The sequence below is a fragment of the Ferrovibrio sp. genome, from assembly GCF_019636075.1.
Lineage (GTDB): Bacteria > Pseudomonadota > Alphaproteobacteria > Ferrovibrionales > Ferrovibrionaceae > Ferrovibrio.
On sequence record NZ_JAHBYG010000022.1, the window covers coordinates 1 to 21,426 of the forward strand.

A 21,426-nucleotide genomic window follows, 5' to 3' on the forward strand; every position below is an offset into this window, starting at 1 on the left:
CCGCACGCAATTTCGGCCGCGACCGCCGCTATCCCATCACCAATGCCTTCCGTGACAGACCGTGAGCAGTGTGGCCATGACGCAGGTGAAAGTCCGTTTCGCGCCCAGCCCCACCGGGCGGCTGCATATCGGCAATGCGCGCGCGGCAGTGCTGAACTGGCTATTCGCGCGCAAGCATGGCGGCGATTTTCTGCTGCGGCTGGATGATACCGATACCGAACGCTCCACCGAGGAATTCGCCCGCGGCATCGAGGCCGATCTGGCTTGGCTCGGCCTCGCCTGGGATCGTTTCGCGCGGCAGTCGGATCGCATGGCGCAATATGATGCAGCCATTGCCAAGCTGAAGGCCAATGGCAGGCTGTATCCCTGTTTCGAGACCGCCGAGGAATTGGAACTGAAGCGCAAGGTGCAGCTTTCGCGCCGTCTGCCGCCGGTATACGACCGCGCCGCCTTGAAACTCAGCCAGGCCGAGATCGAAGCTCTTATCGCCAAGGGCGGGAAGCCGCATTGGCGTTTCAAGCTGGAGCATCGCCCGACAGGCTGGGACGATCTGATCCATGGCCGCATCGAGATCGACACGGCTTCGCTGTCGGATCCGGTGATGCTGCGTGGCGATGGCCGGCCGCTCTATACCCTCACCTCGGTGGTGGATGATGGCGATCTGGCAATCACCCATATCATTCGCGGCGAGGATCACATCACCAACACGGCGGCGCAGATTCAGTTGTTCGAAGCCCTGGGCCATGCGCCGCCTGCATTCGCGCATTTTTCGCTGCTGGTGGGCGCCGATGGTGCCGGTCTGTCCAAGCGCATCGGTTCGCTGGGATTGGGCGACATGCGCGAGGCGGGGTTGGAACCGCTCAGTATCTGCTGCCTGCTGGCGCGGCTGGGCTCGGCCGACCCGGTGGAGCCGCGTGCGCTGCTGTCGGAACTGGCGGCGGAATTCAATCTGGAGCGTTTCGGCCGTGCGCCGGCGCATTTCGACATGCAGGAGTTGGAACTGCTGAATGCGCGGTTGCTGCATATCCTGCCCTATCCGGCCGTGGTCGATCGTTTGCCGCCTGGTGCCGGCGAAAGCTTCTGGCTGGCCATTCGCGGCAATATCGCCACGCTGGCCGAAGCGCAGGATTGGTGGCAGGTGGTGCATGGCCCCATCGTGCCGGTGATCGAAGACCCCAAGGTGACCCAGGCAGCGATTGCCGCTTTGCCGCCCGAGCCTTGGGATGGCGCGACCTGGAAGGCGCTGACGCAGGCGGTATCGGCCGCTACAGGTGCCAAGGGCAAGGCTTTGTTCCATCCCCTGCGTCTGGCCCTGACCGGGCGCGACAAGGGGCCGGAAATGCAGGCGTTGCTGCCGCTGATCGGTCATGACCGGGCGGTGGCGCGGCTGCGGGGAGGTGAGCGTGGCTAAGGATCGGGTCTATCTGTTCGACACCACTTTGCGCGATGGCGCGCAGACCCAGGGCGTCGATTTCTCGGTGGAAGACAAGCGCAATATCGCCCGCGCGCTGGATCGTCTTGGCGTGGCTTATATCGAAGGCGGCTGGCCGGGCGCCAACCCCACCGACAGCGAATTCTTCGCGGAAAGCCTGCCGCTCAAGCGCGCCAAGCGCGTGGCTTTCGGCATGACCAAGCGGCCCGGCCGTTCGGCCGCCAACGATCCGGGCCTGGCTGCGATTTTCAATGCCAAGGCCGATGCCGCCTGCCTGGTGGGCAAGACTTGGGATTTCCAGGTGGATGTGGCGCTGGGCATTCCGCTTGCCGAGAATATCGAGCTGATCGCCGACAGTATCGCGGCATCCCATGCCCGTTTCGGCGAGGCGATGTTCGATGCCGAGCATTTCTTCGATGGCTACAAGGCCAATCCCGGCTTTGCGCTGGATTGCCTGAAGGCCGCGTTGGATGCCGGCGCGCGCTGGGCTGTGTTGTGCGACACCAATGGCGGCACCATGCCCCATGAAGTGGAGCGCATCGTCGGCGAAGTGGTGGCCAAGCTGGGCAGCGGCGACAGGCTGGGCGTGCATACCCATAACGATACGGAAAACGCGGTGGCCAACACGCTCGCCGCCGTCAAGGCCGGCGTGCGCCAGGTGCAGGGTACGCTGAATGGCCTTGGCGAACGCTGCGGCAATGCCAATCTGATCGCGCTGATCCCCTCGCTGATGCTCAAGCCCTGGTTCGCCGAGCATGTGGATATCGGTTTGAGCGAGCAGGATCTGCGCCATCTCACCGCCACCTCGCGGGTGCTGGACGAATTGCTCAACCGCGCCCCCAATCGCCACGCCGCTTATGTGGGGGCTTCAGCCTTCGCCCATAAGGGCGGGCTGCATGTTTCGGCGGTGATGAAGGATCCGCGCACCTACGAACATGTGCCGCCGGAAAGCGTGGGCAACAAGCGCCACATCCTGATTTCCGATCAGGCCGGCCGTTCCAACCTGTTGGTGCGCCTGCAGGAAGCCGGCATTGAATTCGATGCAGCCGATCCGCGCCTCAACACACTTCTCGATGATGTGAAGCAGCGTGAATCCGAGGGCTATTCCTATGATGGCGCGGAAGCCTCCTTCGAGGTGCTGGCGCGCCGCACGCTGGGGCAGCAGCCGAAATATTTCGATGTGAAAAGCTTTCGCGTGATGGTGGAGCGCCGCTTCAATGCGCGCGGCGAATTGGTCACGGTGTCGGAAGCCACCGTGAAGGTGCGGGTGGATGGCGTTACGCTGTTTTCGGTGGCCGAAGGCAATGGCCCGGTGAATGCACTGGATCATGCGTTGCGCAAGGATCTCGGTCAGTATCAAAAATATCTCGACGATCTGCGCCTGGTGGATTTCAAGGTGCGTATCCTCAATGGCGGCACCGATGCCACCACGCGGGTGATGATCGAAAGCGCCGATGGCCAGGGCAATCGTTGGACCACGGTGGGGGTGTCGCCCAACATCGTGGATGCCGCTTTCGTGGCGCTGATGGATAGCATCGACTGGAAGCTGCGCCGCGACGGCGCGCCGCCTTCCGCCAATTAAGCGATGGCCGGCACCTTTCGCCCCAAGCTTGGCAAGCTGGCTCCGCCCGGTCCGTTGCGGCGCGGGCCGGCCGTGGTGCTGGTGCGGCCGCAACTGGGCGAAAATATCGGCGCCGCCGCGCGCGCCATGCTGAATTGCGGCCTTACCGAAATGCGGCTTGTGGCGCCGCGCGATGGCTGGCCCAATCCATCCGCCTATGTGCTGGCCAGCAAGGCCGATCCGGTGCTGGATGCCGCCAGCGTGTTTGCAACCACCCAGGAAGCGGTGGCGGACATGCACCGTGTTTATGCCACCACGGCCAGGGCGCGCGATATGCTGAAGCCGGTGCTCACGCCGCGCCAGGCCGCCGCCGCCATGCATGAAGACATCGCCGCCGGAAAGCGCGTCAGCATCCTGTTCGGTCCCGAGCGCACAGGGCTGGAGAATGATGAAGTGGCGTTGGCCGATATTGCGATCAGCGTGCCGCTCAATCCGGGTTTCTCCTCGCTCAATCTGGCCCAGGCGGTTTTGCTGATCGGCTATGAATGGTTCACCGCCGAAGTCGGCACCGAATTGCCGGCGCTGGAAGCCGAATGGGCCAGCCAGCAGGATATCGAGGGCCTGCATGGGCAATTCGCCAGCGAGCTGGAAGCCGCCGGTTTCTTCCACAATATCGAACCTAAGCGGGAAAGCGTTCTGCGTAATCTGCGCGCCATGCTGCAGCGTATCCCGCTTTCGGCGCAGGAAGTGCGCACCCTGCGCGGCATGATCAAGGCGCTGGCGATTGGCCGGCCTTTGCGCGCACCCTATTCCAAGCGGCGTCAGCAAGCGGAGCGGGCAGATGACGATACAGGCGGTTCCAACCCAGCAGGTTGACGACGAACGGGTGCGTATCACGCGCTGGGATTTCGCGCCCGGCGCCGCCACCGGTTTTCATGTGCATGGCTATCCCTATGTGGTGACGTATCTCACCGATGCGAAGCTGAAGTTGATCGCCAAGGATGGCAGCGAAAGCTTCGCCGAAATGCCGGCGGGCGGCAGCTATTCGCGGCCCAAGGGCGTGGCGCATGATGTGATCAACGCCGGCGATGCGCCCATGGCTTTCGTGGAAGTAGAGATCAAGCTTTAGGTTTTTTAGCCAGCCCGATGCTGCGCCCGGCCTGTTCCGGGCGCGGTAGCTTGCCATGCCCTGCCAGCATGCGCGCGAACAACACCTGATGCTCCTCAAGGAAGGGCGAGGCGCGCCGGGTTTCCAGGCTCACATGCAGCAGCGCCTGTTCCGATGTGGCGGCGAGATAATTCTTCTCGGCGTGATACATGCCCATGAAGTAATGCAGGCGCTTGGCATCGTAATCCAATAACTGGAAGGTGAAGCGCAGCGGGTCGTTTTGCACAACCTCCTGCAGATAGCAGACATGGGTTTCAAGCACGAAGGTGGAAAGATTCGTGCGTTGCACATAACTCCAATCCAGATCGAAGGGGACGAAGAACTTGTCCAGCGCCAGATCGAAGATCACGTTGTAATAGCCCACATTCATATGCCCGTTGGCATCGATATGCTCGGGCAGCACCCGCATGCCTTCCAGCAGCATGGGTTGAGAGAAATCGAAATCCTGTTGCGGAAAATTCATTGTCGCATTTCCTCAAGACGTTTTATGCTTCATCCCATGGCATGGGATCCCACGCAATACCTGAAATTCGCCAATGAGCGCTTGCAGCCGGCGCTGGATTTGCTCGGCCGCATTCCGGCCCAGGCGCCGGAAACCGTGGTGGATTTCGGCTGCGGCGCTGGCAATCTTTCGCCGATGCTGCGGGCGCGTTGGCCGCATGCCAAGCTGCTCGGCGTCGATTCCTCGCCTGAAATGCTGGCCAAGGCGCGGTCCGATCATCCAGGCGTCGATTTCGTGCAGGCCGATGTTGCCGAATGGCAGCCGGATGCGCCGGTGGATGTGTTGTTTTCCAATGCCACGCTGCAATGGCTGACCAATCATGAAATTCTGCTGCCGGGATTGTTGCGCCATGTAAAGCCCGGCGGCTGGCTGGCTATCCAGATGCCGCGTAATTTCGATGCCCCATCGCATACATGTTCGGTCGAGACCGTAGAGCAGGGGCCTTGGCGCGACAAACTGCTACCGCATCTGCGTCGTCGCCCGGTCTGGCCGCCAGCGGATTATTGGCGCCTGCTGCAGGATCGCGTTTCCGCATTGAGCCTGTGGGAGACCGATTACATCCAGGTGTTGAGCGGCGAGAATCCGGTCGCCGAATTCACCAAGGGCACCTGGCTGAAGCAGTTTCTCGATCGGTTGGAAGGCGAGGAACGTGCGGCCTTCGAGGCCGATTATCGCGCCCGCGTGGCCAAGGCCTATCCGCGGGAACAGGATGGCCGCACGCTGTTTCCCTTCAAGCGGCTATTCATTCTGGCGCAGATCTGAGCTTCAGCAGCCGGAAGAAAAACGGCGCCAGGATCACCACCACCACGATGCGGAATACATGCATCGAGGAAACCAGCGCCACCTCCACATGCAGGGCCAGCGCCACCAGGCTCATCTCGGCCAGGCCGCCAGGCGCCAGCACTAGGGTGAGGCTTTCGCGGCTGAGCCCCAAAGGTGCGGCAAACAGAAAAACCAGGGCCAAAGTCAGGCCCAGCATGATCACGGTGGAACCGGCAGCCAGCCGCGCCACATTGGCCAGAGTGCGCAGCGGGATTCCGGCGAAACGACAGCCCAGCGAAGCCCCCACCACCACCTGCGCCACGGCCACTGCTTCCGTGGGCGGCTTGGCGGTGGAAAGCCCGGTCAGATGCAGGATGGCCGAACACAGCATGGGGCCTACCAACTGCGCCGCCGGCATGCGCAGACGCCGCGCCAATATCCAGCCGATCAGGCCGCTTGCCGCCAGCAAAGCGGCATCTTCGGGCGCCATGCTGCGAAAGCTGCCGCCCGGCGGCATCGGGGGTACGTCCATGCCCTCGATCAGGCGGAAATAAAACGGAATCGTCATCACCACCATGAACACCCGCACGGTATGCGACAGGATGATCTGGCTGGGATTGCCGCCCATGGATTCACCCACCATGGTCATTTCCTGCAGGCCGCCCGGGGTGGCGGCGAAATAGGCTGTGGCGGGGTCGAAGTTGCCCAGCTTGCGGAAAATCCAATAGCAGCAGGCGGTGGCCAGCGGCACATAGGCCAGCATCAGGGCCATCAAGCCCAGCCATTCGCTCCAACGGTTCAGCATGTCCGGCGTGAAGGCGCTGCCCAGCATCACCCCCAGCACAACGATCATCAAGGCGCGCAGGCGCAGGTCTACTTTCGGTTTCGGCCAATGCGAGCGCGCCAGCAGGGCATAGGCACCCACCACGAACATCGAGCCCAGCATCCAGGCCAGCGGCATGCGCAGCCACAAAAAGATCGCGCCCCCCACCGCGCCGCAGAGCAACGCGGGAACGCTGCGCAGCAGGCCGCGGCCCAGGCCATCCCAGGTATAGATGCTGTTGCGCTGCACGGCTATCGCGCCGGCCCCAGGATGCGGCCCAACCGCACGGCGGTCTGGCCCGGTTTCAGCCGCTTGGTCGGCATGATCAGCACGCAATTGTCGTAGGGCGTGCGCACCGGCTTGGCGCCATCATCGGCCAGCACGGTGCCTGCCTCGGCAATGATCTCCAGCCCGCGATATTCCTTGCGGAAACGGAAATCCTCGCTCTCGATGGTGACGGCGTCGGTCACCTCCACGAAGGTCTGCGCCTGTGGCGGCGCTGCACTGATGCCATGCCTGGCCAGGATATCCGGCCCGGCCTGGCCCACCGCGATCAAAAAACGCAGCATGGTTTCGATGGCCACGGCGCGGCTGGGCTTTTGCCAATGCTGGCCGCATTCCACCAGCAGCGAATTCTGCGGCGCATCCGCATCGCCGAAGCCGCCATGGTCGCGCATGCGCAGACCGGCCTTGTGGCCCTTGTCTGCCACCACGAAGGGCGGCACACCTACTTGCGCTGCCAGCCTGCGGCCCTTGGCATGCGGGCCAGACAGCACCAGGGCGGGGGATTCGGTTTGCATCGAATGGATGTCGAGGAGGAAATCCGCCTCCCGCACCAGCGGCAGGATTTCGCGCGCGCGCTCCAGATCCACCGAACTGCGCTGCGAGGCCAGCACATCATCGGCCCAAACCCGGTTCATATCCTCGTCCACACAGCGTGAGGCGGTGGGCTGCAGCGGGTCGAACCGGAAATAGGCCGCCACATTGCAGAAGACCAGGGTGAGTTCGCCGACCAACGGCTTGAAACCCGAAGTCAGCAGCAGATCGAGCGCATGAGCGCCGCACACCTCGTTGCCATGGATCAAGGCCGTGATCAGCACCTTTGGTCCAGGTTTGTCAGATTTCAACCGATGCGCGAAGGCAATGCCGGTATTTCCGTCACGGTATTGGTCGATCGGGATCGGCAGCAATGGGTCAGGCGGCAGGAGATGCGAGGGTGTGGTCATCGATTATACAAAGTGACGATGGCAGGGCGATTTTGCAGAGACTATAACCGATGGGCAGCCCGAAGTCTTGGTTCGATGCTGCATCTTGGTGCGATGCCGTGTTTCTGGCCCGGCGCCCGGCCAGTCCTGAGGACAGCATGCTCCCCAGTCAGAATGCTTTACCCAGTCAGAATGCTTTAGCCGGTCAGGCCCTCAACAATCAGGCAATCATCGCCGCCAACCGCTTCGGATTCGGTGCCACGCCGGCAGAGGCCGGGATGATTGCCGCCGACCCGCGCGGCTGGCTGCTGCGCCAAGTGCCGCCCGGCCCGGCAGCGCCCCTGCCGCCTGCGCTGCGCGACCTGCCCGGCGCGGAAAAGCAGGCGGCGGATTTTTATGCCTATCGGCTGGCCCGCAAGGAAGACCAGGCCGAAGCCGAGAAGGCCGCGCGCCAGGTTCTGCAGAAATCCATCCAGAGCGAAGTGGCAGCGCTGTTCGTGGCGCAGATGCAGACCGACACGCCTTTCGTGGAGCGCTGGGTGCAGTTCTGGGCCAATCATTTCTGCGTCAGCGGACGCGATCAGATCGTGTTCGCCATGGCCGGCGCCTATGAGCGCGAGGCGATCCGCCCGCATGCCTTCGGCCGCTTTGCCGATATGCTGCTGGCCGCCACCTGGCATCCGGCCATGCTGATCTATCTCGATAATGCCTCGTCCATCGGCCCCGGCTCGCGTGCCGGCGGGCGGCGCAATGTCGGCCTGAATGAAAACCATGCCCGCGAGATTCTTGAATTGCACACGGTCAGTCGCACCGGCGGTTATGACCAGAATGATGTGATTGCGCTGGCCAAGATTCTTACGGGCTGGACCGTAACCCGCAATCCCAATGATGGTTTCGCGTTGGGCAAGGCTGGCTACCGCCCGCAATGGCACGAGCCCGGCATGCAGATTCTGCTGGGTTGGGAATTTCCGCAACAGGGGGAGGATCAGGGCGAGGCTGCATTGCAGATGCTGGCTGTGCATCCATCCACCGCGCAACATGTGGCGGAAAAACTGGCGCGGCATTTCATTGCCGACGATCCGCCCAAGGCGGCGGTGGCCGCTCTGGCCAAAAGCTTCAAAGACAGCGGCGGTGATTTGCGCAAGCTGGCAATCGCGCTGATCGAACGGCCCGAAGCCTGGAAACCCGAATATCGCAAATTGCGCACGCCGCGCGATTTCATGCTGGCGGCGGCGCGGCTGGGTAATCCCGATATGAATGGCCAGCGTTTCGGCGGTCTGCTGCGGCAATTCGGCCAAACCACGTTTCAGCCGCCATCTCCGGCCGGCTGGCCCGATCGTAGCGGCGATTGGCTTGCACCCGATGCCTTGCGCCAGCGTATCGAATTGTCGTTCCTGATTTCGCAACGCGTGAAGCCCGGGCCGTTGCAGCCCGATGCATTGTTGCAGATCGCGGTGGGCGAGGGCGTTTCGCCGGAAACCCGTCATGCCGTGCAGCGTGCGGAAAGCCGTCAGGTGGCGCTGGCCACGATTTTCGCCGCGCCGGAATTCCAATGGCGATGAACATGGGAGACGCGGATATGAAATATCCTCGCATGAATCGCCGCCATGCGTTGGGGCTATTGGGCTCTGGTGCGGCGATGTCGCTGTTGCCCGGCATTGCGCTGGCCCATGCGCCCACCGAACAGCGTTTCGTGTTTTTCATTCTGCGCGGCGCCATGGATGGATTGGCGGCACTGATGCCGCTGGGCGACCCCGATCTTTTGAAGCAGCGCGCCGATCTGGTGCAGGCCGATGCGGCCGTGGCGCTGGATGGATTTTTTGCGCTGCATGCCGAATTGGCGCCGCTGAAAGCCTATTACGAAACCGGCGATCTGCTGCCGATCCATGCAGTGGCCAGCAGCCATCGCGGTCGTTCGCATTTCGAGGCGCAGGATGTACTGGAAGCCGGGCTGAGCAAGCCCAATTCCAGCAGCACGGGCTGGCTCAACCGTTTGCTCGCCGAATATGAGGGCGCGTCATCGGCGCGCGGTGCCGCAGAGCATAAGAACCGCGCGCGACTGGGCCTTGCCATCGGTCCCACCATCCCGCTGGCCTTGCGCGGGCCGCAAGCGGTGGGTTCGGTGCTGCCCGATGGCTTGCCGGCTATTCCCGATGCCTTCACCGATCGCATCGCCACTTTGTGGGGCGGCGATCCGCAATTGGCTCCGGCGTTGCAGGCCGCGATGGCGATGGAAGATCGCCCCGGCATGCTGCCCAACGGCCAGCAGCGCGCCAATGGCGGCACCATGGCCGTGATCGAACTGGCCAGGATTGCCGCTGCGCAATTGGCCAAGCCCGATGGTCCGCGCATTGCCGCCATCGAACTCAATGGCTTCGATACCCATAGCGGACAGACCGGGCGGCTGAATCAGCAATTCAAGGCGCTGGCCGGTGCGCTGGTGGCGTTGCGCGAAGGGTTGGCGCCGGTCTGGCGGCAAAGCGCGGTGCTGGCGGTGAGCGAATTCGGCCGCACGGTGGCACCCAATGGATCCAACGGCACCGATCATGGCACGGGTGGTGCCGCCTTCCTGCTGGGTGGTGCAGTGCGCGGCGGTCGCGTGCTGGCCGATTGGCCGGGCCTGAAGCAGGGCAAGCTGTTTGAGGGCCGCGACCTGCAGCCCAGCATCAACATGGCGGCGCTTTACAAGGCGGTGGCGGCCCAGCATCTGGGTATCGATGCCCGCGCGGCATTGGCGCGTATCTTTCCCGACGATGTCGGCCTGGCGGCCGCCGATCTCTTCCGGGGCGCAATGCCCAAGGCTTGATGCCTGTCATGCCGGCTTGATCCTGCTCAATGCAGTCGCGTTTGGGGGCGGCTAGGCTTTCCATGCAGCAGGAAGGAAGCCCGGCCATGACATCGCCTTACCAGATCGCCAACCGCCATGTGGAAGCAGCCCTTGCCGAGGCAAGCAGGCATTCCATCCCGGCCGACACATTGGCCACTAACCTGATCGCCGAAGCCGTGCGGCTGCTCAAGACCAGCCGCAGCGTGGATGACATCCGCTCCGAGCTGGCCTTCGCCATGGACAATATCGAGGAGCAGGATTTCACCTTCATGCGTCCCTAAGACATTGAAAAATATGACCTGGATATTTTCCATAATCTGTTTCACGTGAAACACATACCATGAACGGCCTCGAGAGGCCTGTCCGGACGGGCGGATTCAGGCGGTTTGCAAGCGGCCGAAAAGTGTTAAAATGCCAGTATTCAGCACGGAGAAACCGGCGATGATTGGCGGCATTACAGATGGCTTCGGCACCAGCCTGGCGGCTTTGCGCCAGGCCGATGCGCGCTTTACCGGCGCGATCAAGCTGGTGGCGGAAGGCGGTACGGATGCGGATGCCCTGGCAGCCGCGGCGCAATTGCTGGCGCAGGCCCAGCAGCAACAGGCCGCAGCCGGCATCACCTTGCGCACCGAGTTGGATCAGCAGCGCATGGCGGTGAATATCCTGGCCTAGGCCAGGGGTTCATTCAGATCCAGCCGCATCGCCACGCGGCTTTGCGGCGGCAGACCGGCTGCGGTCTGGCGCTGGATTTCGGCGGCAAGCTCCGAAGTGATCCCATTGGCATCGAGTATGCGGAAACCCAACCGCGCATAATAGGGTGCATTCCAGGGTACATTGCGGAAGGTGGTAAGCAGCAGCGCCGGCATATGCGCCGCTTGCGCGATACGCACCAATTCACCGATCAGCGCGGCGCCCAGTCTGTGCCCGGCATGCTGAGGCAGCACATCCATCTCGGCGAGATACAGGCAGCCATCCAGCGGATACCAGGCAGCAAAGCCAACCGGCATATCGTCTGCATCCGCAGCCACGCAAACGCGGCCAGCCTCGATCAGGATGGCATAGGCTTGCGGCGCAACCGGTGGGCCTTCGGCAATCCAGGCCAGACCCTGTTCGCGGAAACGCGCGGCGGCGGCGGCTTCGATGGCGGATAGTCTTGCGGCTTCATCCAGCCGCGCCGCCCGCAAACGATAGGGCGCGGGCGGAATGTCGGTCGGGCTCAGGCGAAGCCTCTTTCACATTTCGCCGTTAGGCGAAAGCTTCTTCCACATTTCGCTGTCAGGCGAAAGCTTCTTCCCACGAGCCCTGGGTGGAGGCCTTGGAATATTCAGTGGCGCGGTTTTCGAAGAAGTTGGTGTGTTCCACGCCGTTCAGGATCGCATCCAGCCAGGGCAGCGGGTTCTTTTCCACGCGGTACATCGGCTGCAGGCCAAGCTGCAGCAGGCGGCGGTCGGCGGTCCAGCGGATATAGTCCTTCACTTCCTGTGCGGTGAGGCCCTGCACGCCCTCGATCTCGAAGGCCAGGTCGATGAAGGCATCTTCATGCTCCACGATGGTGGAGCAGGCGACATAGAGATCGCGCTGGAAGTCTTCGGTCCACACTTCCGGGTTTTCTTCCAGGAAGGTGTGGAACAGCTTGATGATGGAGTTGGTGTGCAGGCTTTCGTCGCGCACGCTCCAACTGACGATCTGGCCCATGCCCTTCATTTTGTTCCAGCGCGGGAAGTTCATCAGGATGGCGAACGAGGCAAACAGCTGTAGGCCTTCGGTGAAGGCACCGAACACCGCCAGGGTCTTGGCGATGTCGGTCTTGGTGCTGACACCGAATTGCTGCATGTAATCGTATTTATCCTTCATCTCCTTGTAGCGGAGGAAGGCGGAATATTCTTCTTCGGGCATGCCGATGGTATCGAGCAAGTGCGAATAGGCGGCGATATGCACCGTCTCGATATTGGAAAAGGCCGACAGCATCATCTGCACTTCGGTGGGTTTGAACACCTGGGCGTAATGCTTCATATAGCAGTTGTTCACTTCCACATCGGCCTGGGTGAAGAAGCGGAAAATCTGCGTCAGCAGGTTCTTCTCGCCCGGCGTCAGTTTCTTCTGCCAATCCTTCACGTCGTCGGCCAGCGGCACTTCCTCGGGCAGCCAATGCACGCGCTGCTGTGTCATCCAGGCTTCGTAGGCCCAGGGATATTTGAACGGCTTGTAGACCGGCTTGGAATCCAGCAGCGACATAACGGATATCCCCCAAGGAAAAGCGCTTCGGGTGTGAGTCTGATTGGCCCGAGACTACGCAATATCTAGTGGCCCCTCAAGAGGGGCTTGTCCAAATATTGGGGGTAAGGCTGTGGATTATTCCGCCGTCCGGTCGTTTAGCGAAGCCGCGAAATCGCGCAACTCCGTGCGCAGGCGGGCTAAATGGTCGGGTTCCAGCGGCAACAGGCAGGCCAGGCCGGCATGCATTTCGGCCACGCTGGCTTTCAGCGCCTGGCCGGCGGGGGTGAGGCCGATACGCACCTGACGTTCGTCGGCGGGGTCGCGCCGGCGGCTGATATGGCCAGCGGCTTCCATGCGCTTGAGCAGCGGCGTGAGGGTACCGGAATCGAGATATAGCCGCTCGCCCAGTTGCGACACGGTGAGATCGTCATGCTCCCACAGCACCAGCAGCACCAGATATTGCGGATAGGTGAGGCCCAGCGGCTCCAGCCGATCGCGGTAAAGCCGCGTCATGGCATTGGAGGCGGCATAGAGCGCGAAACAAAGCTGGGCGTCGAGCAGCAGGCGGTTATCGGCGGTCATGGCATTTCAGGGTTTGTGACGCCGGGTTGAGGCAACCCGGCGCCAGGGACATTTGATAAAGTGTATCAGACCGTGGCTTCTACCACGGATTCGATATTGCCGCGGGTGGCCTTGGAATACGGGCAAACCTGATGCGCCGCATTGGCCAGTGCGGTGGCGGTGGCCTGATCCAGGCCCGGCAGATGCACCACGATCTTGGCATTCAGGCCGAACGAGGTTTCATCCTTGCCGATACCGATGGTGACCGTGACGGTGTTGCCGGCGGGCAGAGTGATCTTCTGGTTCCGCGCCACCAGACCCAGCGCGCCCTGGAAGCAGGCGGCATAGCCTGAGGCGAAAAAGGTTTCGGGGTTGGCGGCATTGCCGGGGCCGCCCAGTTCCTTGGGCATGGCCAACACCAGGTCGATGATGCCATCGGCCGAAGTTACGCGGCCGGAACGACCGCCGGTGGCAGTGGCAGTGGTGGTGTAAAGCGGGGTCATGGGAAATCTCCTCAGGAGGTGTTTGCTTGCTACGGAAGTTTATATAGTGCACAATTTAATTTTATACAATATAAAAAATGCAGCGACGGTCCATTTTTCTCCGCTACAGCAAATTTCTCGATTCTCAGTAAGAAATTTCCTGCCAACGGAGTGCGGGGATCAACTTTTCTGGCTCTACGCCGGACATTGCGGTGGAAAACTGACGATTCCTTCCGGCCAAACCCGAAAACGGCGGAAATCGTTAAAATAGCCAATCATTGCAGCGATTTAGCTGCCGCAATTTTTCCTTATACACGCCGCAAGCCAGCCATATCGGGCGGGTGAAATACGCTCATCCGCGAGCAGGCGTAAACATTGGCTGGGGCAGTGCCTTCCACTCTCGGAGTGTGAACGAGACGACCGGAGGTGTGTCATGTCGGCCTTACCGAACAATTTTCATTCTTATGCTGGCCGGATTCCGCAGCAACGGAATCCGCATCAGGCGCGTAATCAGCATGAGCAGCCATGGCAGCATGAACAGCCACGGCAGAATGAGCCGTCGCGTGGGCAGCCGTTGCGCGGCATGTACCAGGCCTATGAGCCCAGCGATGCCGAGCGCCGGCTGTGGCAGGATTGGGCAGCGCTGGCATTGGGCCTGGGCATCGCGGCTTCGCCCTGGCTGCTGGGGCTCTCCGCGCTGGCCGGCCCAACGATGAATGCCCTGATCGTCGGCCTGCTGGTTTCGGCGCTGGCGGCGCTCAGCCTCACCTTGCTGGATCGCTGGGAGGCCTGGATCAATCTTGGCCTGGCCTTCTGGCTCTGCCTGTCGCCCTGGCTGCTGGGCTATGGCTACTTTCCTTTGCCCAGTTGGGGCCATAGCTTGATGGGCCTGGGCTTGGCTGTGCTGGCGATTTCCGCCATCCTGCGAGGCCTGCGCGAGGCGCCCTGACCAGTTTTGGCTGTCGCGCGCCCAGGCCGGTTTCGACCGCTTTGTGTATTGTGGTGTTGAGGCGCGCGTATGAAGGAGATCGGCATGACGCAGCAGAACGACCAGCAGCGGTTTCCCATCCAGCTTGAGGATGCCGAATGGCGCCAACGGCTGGATTCTGCGGCCTACCAGGTGCTGCGCCATGCCGCCACGGAGCGGCCTTATACCAGCCCGCTCAACAACGAAAAGCGCAAGGGGCGTTTCCTTTGCGCCGGCTGCGGCGCCCAGCTTTTTGCTTCCGACACCAAGTTCGATAGCGGCTGCGGATGGCCCAGCTTCTATCAGGCGCTGGATGGCGCGGTGAAGATGTCTGAAGACAACAGCCATTTCATGCGCCGCATCGAAGTGCATTGCGCCACCTGCGGCGGCCATCTTGGCCATGTGTTTCCCGATGGCCCGCAACCCACCGGGGATCGCTATTGCATGAATGGCGTGGCGCTGAAATTCGTGCCGGCGGAATAGCCGTCAGTTCTTGCGCTGTTGCAGATCAATTACTTGCAAATAATTATCAATAATATAAGTATGCGGCTGGTTTCGCGCCCGGCTATCTGCAGCCGGTTTGAGGGATTGAGCCGCTCCGATGTCGAATATGCGCAGCCGTATGCTGGCCGTGTTTGCCGAGCAGAAAGCCAGTTTGCAGCGATTCCTGGCGCGGCGACTGGGCGATAATGCGGCGCTGGCGGAAGACCTGACCCAGGAAGTCTGGCTGCGCGTAGCCACGGCCGAGGGCGTTGAATCGATCCGCAACCCGAAAAGCTATCTGTTCCGCATCGCTTCCAATCTGGCGATAGATCACATCCGGCATCGCCGCTATGGCGTGGAATTGAGCGGGGCGGAGGATTACAGCGAATCAGTGGCCGATCCGCGGCCATCGCCGGAAACCGAGGCGTTGCATCGCAGCGAACTGCGCCGCTTGCTGGCGGCGGTGGATCGTTTGCCGCCGCGCACCCGCGAGGTGTTCTTGCTCGCCAAGCTGCAAGACATGAGCTATCTCGACATCGCGCAACAGCTTGGTATCGCACGCAACACCGTGATGGTGCATATGACCAGCGCGCTGGCTTTGCTGGAGCGCTATCTGCATGAAGGCGGAAAAAGCTAATGCTGGGGCCGCGCTGGATCGTCTTAATCTACAAAGGCTGCGGAAATATACGCACATCGCCGCAGCCATCATACCAAAACAATGGTTGAGTGATGACGGGGCGGGAGGAAGATTTGGCGATGGAAGCGGCGCGTCGCTGGTTCGTGCTGTTGCGCGAACCCGATGCAATGCGGCCGGAGGATCACGCGGCCTTTGCCGAGTGGCTGCAAGCCGATCCGCTGCATGACGAAGCTTGGCAGCGTGTGCAGCGGCTGTGGCATCGCTTCGATCGCGCCTTGCCGGATTTGCAGCGGCGCGGGCAGATCGCCGCCGCCGGCATTGATCGCCGCGCCTGGTTGCGCCGTGTTGCCGGCCTGGGGATTCTGGCCGGCGGCGGCGGCTATGCCATCAGCCGATATTTTCCGTCTGCCGATCACCGCACAGCGGTAGGCGAACGACGTCAGGTCACGCTGCCAGATGGTTCGCGGTTGGAGATGGGCGGCGATACCGCTGTGTCGCTGAAATTCGATGCCAGGCGGCGGCGGGTGGAGTTGCATGGCGGCGAGGCGTTTTTCACCGTGCAGCCGGATGCCGCAAGGCCATTTGTGGTGAACGCAGCCGAGGGCGATATCTGCGCCCTTGGCACGGCCTTCAATGTCAAGCGCAATCAGGCCGTGGCCATCGTAACGGTGGCTGAGCATGGTGTGGCGGTGAGCCTGCCGCATGGCCGCGAAATCCGCCTGCAGCAGGGCCAGCAATTGCGCTATGCCGATGGCCTGGCGGGCGTGGTGCAGCAGGTGGATCTGCTGGCATCCCAGGCCTGGCGGCAGGGCCGGCTGTTTTTCCAGGAAACCCCGCTGGCGGAAGCCCTGTTCGATCTGCAGCGTTACCGCCCGGGCCATATCGTGATAGCCGACCGCGATCTCGCGGCCTTGCCTGTGACCGGGATATTCCATGTCGATAAGGCCGACGACGCGCTGCGCAGCATTGCCGGCATCCTAAAGTTGAGGCTGACCGCAATTACCAACCGGCTGATCATTGTCCGGCGGGCCTGAAAGCGGCCTGGCTGACTTTTTTCTAGTTGCGACTAATTCTCGTTTCCTTGTTGGTCGTCTTGAATAGATGACGGCGCATTTTTCGCGCCTAAAACGACATATGGGGAATGTGGATTATGGCGTGGTACAGGAATGCGGGAATGGTGTTGGCTGGCCTGCTGGCGGGCTCGGCTGGTTTGGTCTTGATGGCGGGGCAAGCCCAAGCCCAGGCCCAGGCCCGGGCCCGGGCCCAGGCCCAGCATGATGCGCATCAGCAGGTTGCCCAGGCAGGACAAAGCAGCGCCAAGGATTTCGCCATTCCCGCTCAATCGTTGGTTTCGGCGTTGGTGCGTTTTACCGATGCCACCGGCATTCAGTTCTTTTTCGACGCTGCCATCGCGCGCGACAAGCGCAGCCAGGGTGTGAGCGGCCGGCTTTCGGCGGAAGAGGCCTTGCGCCGCATGCTGGTGGGCTCGGGTCTTACTTTCCGTTTCACCAATGCCAATACCGTGACGCTGGTACCGGTGCCTGAGGCGAGCGGCGCCGCAGTGCTGGATCCGGTGACGGTGCAGGGGCAGGTCGGGGCGGAGGGTGGCATGGAAGCCACCGCATGGAGCCCGGCTGGCAGTTTCGTGGCCAAGCGCAGCGCCAGCGGCATGAAGACAGACACACCGCTGGCGGAAACGCCACAATCCATCTCGGTGGTGACGCGCGAGGAGATGCAGGCGCGCAATGTCACCAATATCGCCGAGGCACTGGGCTATACCGCCGGCGTGCGTGCCGGCATCATGGGATCTTCCAGCGGTTATGGCGGCGATAGTTCATCGATCCGCGGTTTCGGCGGCGATGGCACATCGGGCCCATCCTTCAACGAATATATCGATGGCATGCGTTTGCGCGGCGCCGGCTATGTGGTGTCGGGCATCGATCCCTTCGCTTTCGAGCGCGTGGAAGTGATCAAAGGGCCGGCCTCGGTGCTTTATGGCCAGTCCACGCCGGGCGGCCTGGTCAATATGGTCAGCAAGCGGCCGCAGGCGCCGGGCCAAGCCGCACAGGCTGCCGGCGAAGCGGAAGTACAGACCGGCAGCAACAATCGCAAGCAGGGCAGCGTCGATTTCGGCGACAAGCTGAACGAGACCGGCAGCCTTACCTATCGCCTGGGCGTGCTGGCTTTCGATACCGAAGGGCAGACCGCATTCAGCGACCGGGCGCGCATCAGCCTGGCGCCATCGCTCACCTGGTCGCCCCATGCCGACACCACGCTGACCATTCTCACCCGTTATCAGCGCGATAATTTCGACGGTTCGGCGCTCAACTGGCTGCCGGCGGCGGGTACCATCCTGCCCAATGCCAATGGCAAGGTGTCGCGCGACTTTTTCGCCGGCGATCCGAATTTCATGCGTTGGGATCGTACCAATATCGCCTTCGGCTATGCTTTCGAGCAGGTGCTGAGCGATACCTTCACGGCACGACAGAATTTCCGGCATATGTATAACCAGCTGGATTATGCCAGCGTGTATATCAGCACCATGAATGCCAATGGCCGCACTGCCAACCGCCAAGCATTCGGCATGCTGGAGCATTCGCGCGACACCACCATCGACAACCAGTTGCAGGCGGATTTCAATACCGGCCCGGTGAAGCATACGCTGCTGGGCGGTGTGGATTTGCAATATACGCGCTCGGATACCGATCGTATCCTGCAGAATACAGCCGCCACCATCGATATCTTCAATCCGGTCTATTATCAAACCTTCACGCCCACCGCCTATCAGAAGAACAAGACCGAGACCAATCAATACGGTTTGTATCTGCAGGATCAGATCAAATGGGATCAGTGGATTCTGGTGCTGGGCCTGCGGCAGGATTGGGCGCAGACCGGCACCCGCAACATGTTTACTTATGGCCGCACCAAGCAGAGCGACGATGCGCTGACCAAGCGCGCCGCACTGATGTATCGCTTCGATGCCGGTTTCTCACCCTATGTGAGCTATACCGAATCCTTCGATCCCAGCGTGGGTTCGTTGCTGGTGGGCAATATTCCGGCCAAGCCCAGCGAAGGCGTGCAATACGAAATGGGCGTGAAATACCAGCCGCCGGGCTATAACAGCTTCATCACCGCTTCGGTGTTCGATCTCACGCGGCAGAATGTCACCACGAATGATCTGGTGAATACCGGCTTCGTGGTGCAGACCGGCGAAATTTCTTCGCGTGGTTTGGAACTGGAGGCCAAGGCGGCTTTAAGCGAAGGCCTTAGCGGTACGTTGTCGTACACGTATCTCGATGCCGAAGTGACAAGCTTCAATGGCACGGTCAACACCATCAATGGCGTGGCGGTGCAGCGCCAGGGCAAGACGCCCACCCGCGTGCCGCAAAATTCCGCTTCGGCCTGGTTGGATTACACCTTCAAGCAAGGTGAATGGCGTGGGCTGGGGCTGGGCGCCGGTTTGCGCTATGTAGGCGAAACCTATGGTGATGATGCCAACAGCTTCAAGGTGCCCGCCTTCACGCTGTTCGATGCGGCGATCCGCTACGACCTCGCCAATCTCGGAGTGCAATATGCGGGCTGGAGCGCAGCCTTGACCGGCAGCAATCTGCTGGACAAGGAATATGTCTCTGCCTGTTCGGCGGCGGTGCGCTGCTTCTATGGCGATGGGCGCCGCGTCTATGCCTCGCTGAAATACAAGTGGTAAGTCTGGTCGCACGCATTCTTGCCGCCGTTATCGGCTGTTATGGCCTGGCCAGCGCCTGGAGTATGGCGCTGGCCTTGGCGTGGCCGCAACTCGGCTTGGGCGCGCGTGCAGAGGGTACGATGATCGGGCTGGTTTTCGCCTTCGCCATCGGCGTGGGCGTGGTGATCTGGTGTTTCGCGGTGGTTTCGCTGCGCCGCATGTTGGCTGGATTGCTGCTGGCGGCTTTGCTGCTTTGCCTGCCGATCTTCAGGTTCCTGCCATGAAGGCCGGTTTCCGCCAGCGCATGACCGACCTGCATATCTGGCCGGGATTGATTTTCGGCTGGCTGCTCTATGCGGTGTTTCTCACTGGCACAATGAGCTATTTCCGCGAGGAGATTACGCTCTGGATGCAGCCCGAAGTGCCGCAGCGCATGGAACTGCCATCCAGCGCCCAGTTGGTCGCCGATGCGACGCAGCGCCTGAACGAAATGGGCGGACAGGCCAATCGCTGGCTGATCGAGTTGCCTAACGAACGCCGGCCATTGACAGAAATCTGGGTCTGGCGCGATGGCCGCAGCGTGTTGCCGCGTTTTCAGCGCGAAAATCTCGACGCACAGAGCGGCAAGCCGATCGAGGCGCGGCGCACGCGCGGCGGGGATTTTTTCTATTACTTCCATTTCGATCTGCATATGCCCTGGCGATTGGGGCGGTTGCTGGTGGGGATCGCCACCATGGCGATGCTGGTGGCCATCGTTACCGGCGTGATCGTACATAAGCGCATTTTCGCCGATTTTTTCACCTTCCGCCCCGGCAAGGGCCAGCGCTCCTGGCTGGATGCCCATAATGCCACAGCCGTGCTGGCTTTGCCGTTTCATCTGATGATCGCCTATACCGGCCTGATAACGCTGATGACCCTGTATCTGCCCTGGGGCGTGGAGCTTGCCTATCGTGGCAATGCGGCGGCCTTCGTGCAGGAGGCCGTTTTGCCCGGCGTGTCGATGCCGAAGGCTTCGGGGGCTTTAGCCGCGCTGCCCGATTTCGGTGCGCTGGTCGCGGAGGCCGAGCATGGCTGGCAGGGCAAGCGCGTTGGGCGCATCGATATCCGCCTGCCGCAGGATGCAAATATGCGCATCGAGATGATCGCCGATGATAGCTGGCATGTCTCGCATCACCGCGACCGGGTGGTGTTCGATCGTCAGGGCAGGCGGCTGGGCGACGATGCGGATATATCGTGGATCAGCGCCAGCGAGCGTGCCATGTATGGCCTGCATCTGGCGCGCTTTGCAGATTGGCCATTGCGCTGGCTGTTCTTCGTCTCCGGCCTGGCCTGCACGGCGATGGCGGCCACCGGCTTGCTGCTCTGGGCGGTGAAGCGCCGGCAGAAGGCAGCCCGGCTGCATTTCGGCCATCGGCTGGTCGATGTGCTGAATATCGGCACCATTGCCGGTTTGATGATCGCCACGGCGGTATTCTTCTGGGCCAACCGGCTGCTGCCGCTGGAGCTGCCGCAGCGCGAATGGCGCGAGGCAATCGCCTTTTTCACGGCCTGGGGGCTGGCAGCGCTGCATCCGGCATTGCGGCCACGGCAGGCGGCCTGGCGCGAGCAATTGAGTTTAGCTGCGCTGCTGTTTGTCGCGCTGCCTGTGCTGAATATGCTCACCACATCGCGCGGACTGGCCGCAAGCCTGCCACGCGGCGATTGGGCGCTGGCGGGTTTCGACCTGATGGCATTGGCGACCGGTCTGCTGCTGGCCTGGCTGGCCTGGCGGCAGCGGGTGAGGACAGCGGCGAGAATGGCGGCGGCATGATGATCGGGCTGGCCTTGCTGATGCTGCTGGTCGGCTGGATCGCGCTTGCTTTGGCTATGCCGCGCCATGCACGGCAGATGCTGGGCCGGGATACGGCCAAAGGATCATGGGTGCGTTTTTTGGGCTGGGTATGCCTTGGCCTGTCTTACCTGTTTTGCGGCCTGGCCTGGGGTTGGCGTATCGGCAGCGCGGCCTGGTTCTGCGTTGCGACCGCGGCTGGGCTGGCGCTGATTTTTCTGCTGCCTTATTGGGCTGCCTATAAAAGCAAACGGCCCGGAGTTTCCTCCGGGCCGCGCTGATTGAT

The 21,426-nt window shown here is 61.9% G+C and carries 24 protein-coding genes; 17 read left to right on the top strand and 7 right to left on the bottom strand.

The window, feature by feature from the left end:
* Positions 1–76 precede the first annotated feature (76 nt).
* The 4 genes from gltX to KF827_RS10745 are packed head-to-tail and all read left to right on the top strand — an operon-like array spanning position 77 to position 4,122.
* Positions 77–1,411 carry a glutamate--tRNA ligase gene (gene gltX, locus KF827_RS10730; protein WP_291004756.1) on the top strand — a complete coding sequence of 445 codons (1,335 nt, stop codon included), beginning with the start codon at positions 77–79 and terminating at the stop codon, positions 1,409–1,411.
* Positions 1,404–3,014 (top strand): citramalate synthase, encoded by a 1,611-nt coding sequence (gene cimA, locus KF827_RS10735; protein ID WP_291004758.1) that lies wholly within the window; start codon positions 1,404–1,406, stop codon positions 3,012–3,014. Before gltX ends, cimA begins: the two co-directional genes overlap by 8 nt.
* Positions 3,015–3,017: 3 nt before the next feature.
* Positions 3,018–3,869 (top strand): RNA methyltransferase, encoded by an 852-nt coding sequence (locus KF827_RS10740; protein WP_291004761.1) that lies wholly within the window; start codon positions 3,018–3,020, stop codon positions 3,867–3,869.
* Positions 3,835–4,122, top strand: a complete 288-nt coding sequence (locus KF827_RS10745) for a cupin domain-containing protein (RefSeq protein ID WP_291004764.1) — start codon at positions 3,835–3,837, stop codon at positions 4,120–4,122. Before KF827_RS10740 ends, KF827_RS10745 begins: the two co-directional genes overlap by 35 nt.
* On the opposite strand, the gene KF827_RS10750 is transcribed toward KF827_RS10745, so the two are convergent.
* Entirely contained in the window at positions 4,112–4,624 is a 513-nt protein-coding gene (locus KF827_RS10750; protein WP_291004766.1) for a thioesterase family protein, read from the bottom strand. The two genes, KF827_RS10745 and KF827_RS10750, sit on opposite strands and share 11 nt — an antisense overlap.
* A 36-nt stretch (positions 4,625–4,660) precedes the next feature.
* On the opposite strand from KF827_RS10750, the gene KF827_RS10755 reads away from it, so the two are divergent.
* Positions 4,661–5,425 (top strand): methyltransferase domain-containing protein, encoded by a 765-nt coding sequence (locus tag KF827_RS10755; RefSeq protein WP_291004769.1) that lies wholly within the window; start codon positions 4,661–4,663, stop codon positions 5,423–5,425.
* Here the strand turns inward: KF827_RS10755 and KF827_RS10760 are convergent.
* Together KF827_RS10760 and KF827_RS10765 are read right to left on the bottom strand one after the other, a co-directional pair.
* On the bottom strand, positions 5,406–6,497 hold the full coding sequence (locus KF827_RS10760; protein ID WP_291004772.1) for an AbrB family transcriptional regulator: 1,092 nt from the start codon (positions 6,495–6,497) through the stop codon (positions 5,406–5,408). The two genes, KF827_RS10755 and KF827_RS10760, sit on opposite strands and share 20 nt — an antisense overlap.
* Before the next feature lie 2 nt (positions 6,498–6,499).
* Positions 6,500–7,474: a succinylglutamate desuccinylase/aspartoacylase family protein gene (locus KF827_RS10765; RefSeq protein WP_291004775.1), complete on the bottom strand. Its 975-nt coding sequence runs from the start codon at positions 7,472–7,474 to the stop codon at positions 6,500–6,502.
* Between the two features lie 137 nt (positions 7,475–7,611).
* Between KF827_RS10765 and KF827_RS10770 the strand changes: the two genes are divergently transcribed.
* The 4 genes from KF827_RS10770 (at position 7,612) to KF827_RS10785 (ending at position 10,952) form a co-directional block, all read left to right on the top strand.
* Entirely contained in the window at positions 7,612–9,015 is a 1,404-nt protein-coding gene (locus KF827_RS10770) for a DUF1800 domain-containing protein (protein ID WP_291004778.1), read from the top strand.
* A 17-nt stretch (positions 9,016–9,032) separates the two neighbouring features.
* Positions 9,033–10,259: a DUF1501 domain-containing protein gene (locus KF827_RS10775; protein ID WP_291004781.1), complete on the top strand. Its 1,227-nt coding sequence runs from the start codon at positions 9,033–9,035 to the stop codon at positions 10,257–10,259.
* Positions 10,260–10,345: 86 nt separating this feature from the next.
* Entirely contained in the window at positions 10,346–10,561 is a 216-nt protein-coding gene (locus KF827_RS10780) for a hypothetical protein (protein WP_291004784.1), read from the top strand.
* A gap of 160 nt (positions 10,562–10,721) precedes the next feature.
* Positions 10,722–10,952, top strand: a complete 231-nt coding sequence (locus KF827_RS10785; protein ID WP_291004787.1) for a hypothetical protein — start codon at positions 10,722–10,724, stop codon at positions 10,950–10,952.
* On the opposite strand, the gene KF827_RS10790 is transcribed toward KF827_RS10785, so the two are convergent.
* The 4 genes from KF827_RS10790 to KF827_RS10805 form a co-directional block, all read right to left on the bottom strand.
* Positions 10,949–11,464, bottom strand: coding sequence for a GNAT family N-acetyltransferase (locus tag KF827_RS10790; protein ID WP_291004790.1), 516 nt, complete (start codon positions 11,462–11,464; stop codon positions 10,949–10,951). The genes KF827_RS10785 and KF827_RS10790 overlap by 4 nt on opposite strands.
* A 91-nt stretch (positions 11,465–11,555) precedes the next feature.
* Positions 11,556–12,515 (bottom strand): ribonucleotide-diphosphate reductase subunit beta, encoded by a 960-nt coding sequence (locus KF827_RS10795; RefSeq protein ID WP_291004793.1) that lies wholly within the window; start codon positions 12,513–12,515, stop codon positions 11,556–11,558.
* A 117-nt stretch (positions 12,516–12,632) separates the two neighbouring features.
* Positions 12,633–13,079 carry a MarR family transcriptional regulator gene (locus KF827_RS10800; protein ID WP_291004796.1) on the bottom strand — a complete coding sequence of 149 codons (447 nt, stop codon included), beginning with the start codon at positions 13,077–13,079 and terminating at the stop codon, positions 12,633–12,635.
* A gap of 65 nt (positions 13,080–13,144) precedes the next feature.
* Positions 13,145–13,561, bottom strand: coding sequence for an Ohr family peroxiredoxin (locus KF827_RS10805; protein ID WP_291004800.1), 417 nt, complete (start codon positions 13,559–13,561; stop codon positions 13,145–13,147).
* Between the two features lie 412 nt (positions 13,562–13,973).
* Between KF827_RS10805 and KF827_RS10810 the strand changes: the two genes are divergently transcribed.
* The 8 genes from KF827_RS10810 to KF827_RS10845 all read left to right on the top strand — a co-directional run bounded on the left by KF827_RS10810 (position 13,974) and on the right by KF827_RS10845 (position 21,421).
* Positions 13,974–14,489 carry an SPW repeat protein gene (locus tag KF827_RS10810; RefSeq protein ID WP_291004803.1) on the top strand — a complete coding sequence of 172 codons (516 nt, stop codon included), beginning with the start codon at positions 13,974–13,976 and terminating at the stop codon, positions 14,487–14,489.
* Positions 14,490–14,573: 84 nt separating this feature from the next.
* Positions 14,574–14,990 (top strand): peptide-methionine (R)-S-oxide reductase MsrB, encoded by a 417-nt coding sequence (gene msrB / locus KF827_RS10815; RefSeq protein WP_291004806.1) that lies wholly within the window; start codon positions 14,574–14,576, stop codon positions 14,988–14,990.
* A 118-nt stretch (positions 14,991–15,108) separates the two neighbouring features.
* Positions 15,109–15,627, top strand: coding sequence for an RNA polymerase sigma factor (locus KF827_RS10820; protein WP_291004809.1), 519 nt, complete (start codon positions 15,109–15,111; stop codon positions 15,625–15,627).
* Between the two features lie 119 nt (positions 15,628–15,746).
* Positions 15,747–16,661: a FecR family protein gene (locus KF827_RS10825; RefSeq protein ID WP_291004811.1), complete on the top strand. Its 915-nt coding sequence runs from the start codon at positions 15,747–15,749 to the stop codon at positions 16,659–16,661.
* 140 nt (positions 16,662–16,801) lie between these two features.
* A complete protein-coding gene (locus KF827_RS10830) occupies positions 16,802–19,333 on the top strand; it encodes a TonB-dependent siderophore receptor (RefSeq protein WP_291004813.1) in 2,532 nt (843 codons plus the stop codon).
* Positions 19,327–19,596, top strand: coding sequence for a hypothetical protein (locus KF827_RS10835; protein WP_291004815.1), 270 nt, complete (start codon positions 19,327–19,329; stop codon positions 19,594–19,596). Before KF827_RS10830 ends, KF827_RS10835 begins: the two co-directional genes overlap by 7 nt.
* Entirely contained in the window at positions 19,593–21,122 is a 1,530-nt protein-coding gene (locus KF827_RS10840; RefSeq protein WP_291004817.1) for a PepSY-associated TM helix domain-containing protein, read from the top strand. The genes KF827_RS10835 and KF827_RS10840 overlap by 4 nt, the downstream gene beginning before the upstream one ends.
* Positions 21,119–21,421 (top strand): DUF3325 domain-containing protein, encoded by a 303-nt coding sequence (locus KF827_RS10845; protein WP_291004819.1) that lies wholly within the window; start codon positions 21,119–21,121, stop codon positions 21,419–21,421. The genes KF827_RS10840 and KF827_RS10845 overlap by 4 nt, the downstream gene beginning before the upstream one ends.
* Positions 21,422–21,426: the final 5 nt, after the last annotated feature.